This is a genomic window from Bathymodiolus heckerae thiotrophic gill symbiont, from assembly GCF_900128515.1.
GTDB lineage: Bacteria > Pseudomonadota > Gammaproteobacteria > PS1 > Pseudothioglobaceae > Thioglobus_A.
Genome location: NZ_FQTP01000170.1, coordinates 1 through 1,952, shown reverse-complemented (window position 1 = coordinate 1,952; position 1,952 = coordinate 1). Strand labels below are relative to the sequence as shown.

General features: G+C 40.9%; 2 protein-coding genes. Both read left to right on the top strand.

Annotated elements, in window-relative coordinates; all coding sequences use genetic code 11:
* The coding region (locus BTHERMOSOX_RS10740) for an FAD-linked oxidase C-terminal domain-containing protein (protein ID WP_138121129.1) at positions 1-1,355 on the top strand (1,355 nt) is incomplete at its 5' end.
* A complete protein-coding gene (locus BTHERMOSOX_RS10735; protein ID WP_138121128.1) occupies positions 1,355-1,888 on the top strand; it encodes an FAD-binding protein in 534 nt (177 codons plus the stop codon). The genes BTHERMOSOX_RS10740 and BTHERMOSOX_RS10735, both read left to right, overlap by 1 nt.
* The last annotated feature ends 64 nt before the right edge of the window (positions 1,889-1,952 follow it).

The following is a 1,952-nucleotide window of genomic DNA, read 5'->3' as shown; positions in this document are numbered from 1 at the left end:
TTGAGTGTGATGGCCTTAGTGTGTATCGTCAAAAGCCTTTGGCAGTTGTATTGCCAGAGAATATCGATCAAATTAAGCAAGTGCTTAAAATCTGTAAAACCTATAAAACCCCGGTAGTCACTCGTGGCGCAGGAACTGGTTTAGCGGGTGGCGCTATGCCTTTGTCTGAATCTATCGTATTGGGCTTATCAAAACTTAGTCAGGTTAAACATATTGACGCTAAAAATCAATTGGCTGTAGTTGAGCCTGGTGTTAGGAATATTGCTATTAGTGAGGCGGTTGCTAGCCATGGTTTGTATTATGCGCCCGATCCTTCTAGTCAGATTGCTTGTAGTATTGGTGGCAATGTAGCCGAAAATTCAGGCGGGGTTCATTGTTTGAAATACGGCTTAACCGTGCACAACGTTGAAGCAGTTAAAATTCTCACGATTAATGGCGAAGAATTAGTTTTATCAAGAAGCGACCAAGGCTTAGGTTTGTTAGCATTAATGAATGGCTCTGAGGGTTTGCTGGGTGTGATTGTAGAGATTACAGTTAGACTAATTAAAACGCCAGACTTGGCGCGAGTAGTAATGTCAGGGTTTGATTCGGTACGTGATTGTGCCAATTCTGTCGCTGATATTATTAAAGCCGGTGTTATTCCTGCAGGTTTAGAAATGATGGATAGTTTTGCTATTGAAGCGGCTGAAGGCTTTGCGCAGGTAGGCTATCCATTAGATGCGCAAGCATTATTACTTTGCGAGCTAGATGGCACAGAAGAGCAAGTTCAGGCAGAGCTTGATATCGTATTAAAAGTATTATCCGGCGCTTCAAGCATTAAGGTTTCAAATAGCGAGCAAGAGCGCTTAGATTTATGGAGAGGTCGTAAGTCTGCATTTCCAGCAGTAGGGCGGTTATCGCCTGATTACTATTGTATGGATGGCACTATTCCTAGGCGCTATTTGGCAGATATGCTGGAAAAAATTAACGAATTGTCTAAAAAGTACCAGCTTAGAGTGGCGAATGTTTTTCATGCGGGTGATGGCAATTTACATCCACTGATTTTGTACGATGCAAATGTTGAAGGTGAATTAGAAAGAACCGAAGAATTTGGTACTGAGATTTTAAAGCTTAGTGTTGATATGGGCGGTAGTATTACCGGTGAGCACGGTGTTGGTGTTGAGAAACTAGGTGCTATGTGTCATCAATTTAATAGCAAAGAGTTGGAAATTTTTCATAAAATTAAAGCAGCGTTCGATCCTGAGGCGTTACTCAATCCGGGTAAGGCAGTACCAGAATTGCACAGATGTGCTGAGTTAGGCGCTATGCATGTACATAATGGAAAGTTACCACATCCTGAATTGGAGCGCTTTTAATGGTAGATAGAATTGCACAATTACAAGAAGAGGTTAAAAGCGCAAACAGTATTCATATTGATAGTCAGTGGCTGAATTATTCAGGCATTGAAGAATATTTTTCTGAAGAGTTGGTGATTGGCGTTAAAGCAGGCACTTCGATTGCCGATATTCAAAATACATTGGCAGAAAATAACCAAACACTGCCGTTTTATATTGGGAATGAGAGTCAGAGTATTGGTGCAGCCTATGCAATTGGCGCGCAAGATTTATCTGATAGCGTGCTTGGTGTGAAGGTTATTGACGGTACGGGTGAGTTACTTAGTTTTGGCGGCCAGGTGATGAAGAATGTGGCTGGTTATGATGTCTCTAGAATGTTGGTTGGCTCAGAAGGTCAATTAGCAATTATCACCCAAATTAGTTTTAAGGTGATACCGAAAAGTTATATTGTTAGTCTTGAGGCTAGTTATAAAACTACCGAACGTTCAGTGTTACGACGAGAAATTGAAAGCCGATTAAAAACTGTGTTTGATCCAAAAGGAATTTTTAACTAATGCAAACGCATCAAATTGCCAATTTTAAGGCCAATGAGATTATTCGAAAATGTGTGCATTGTGG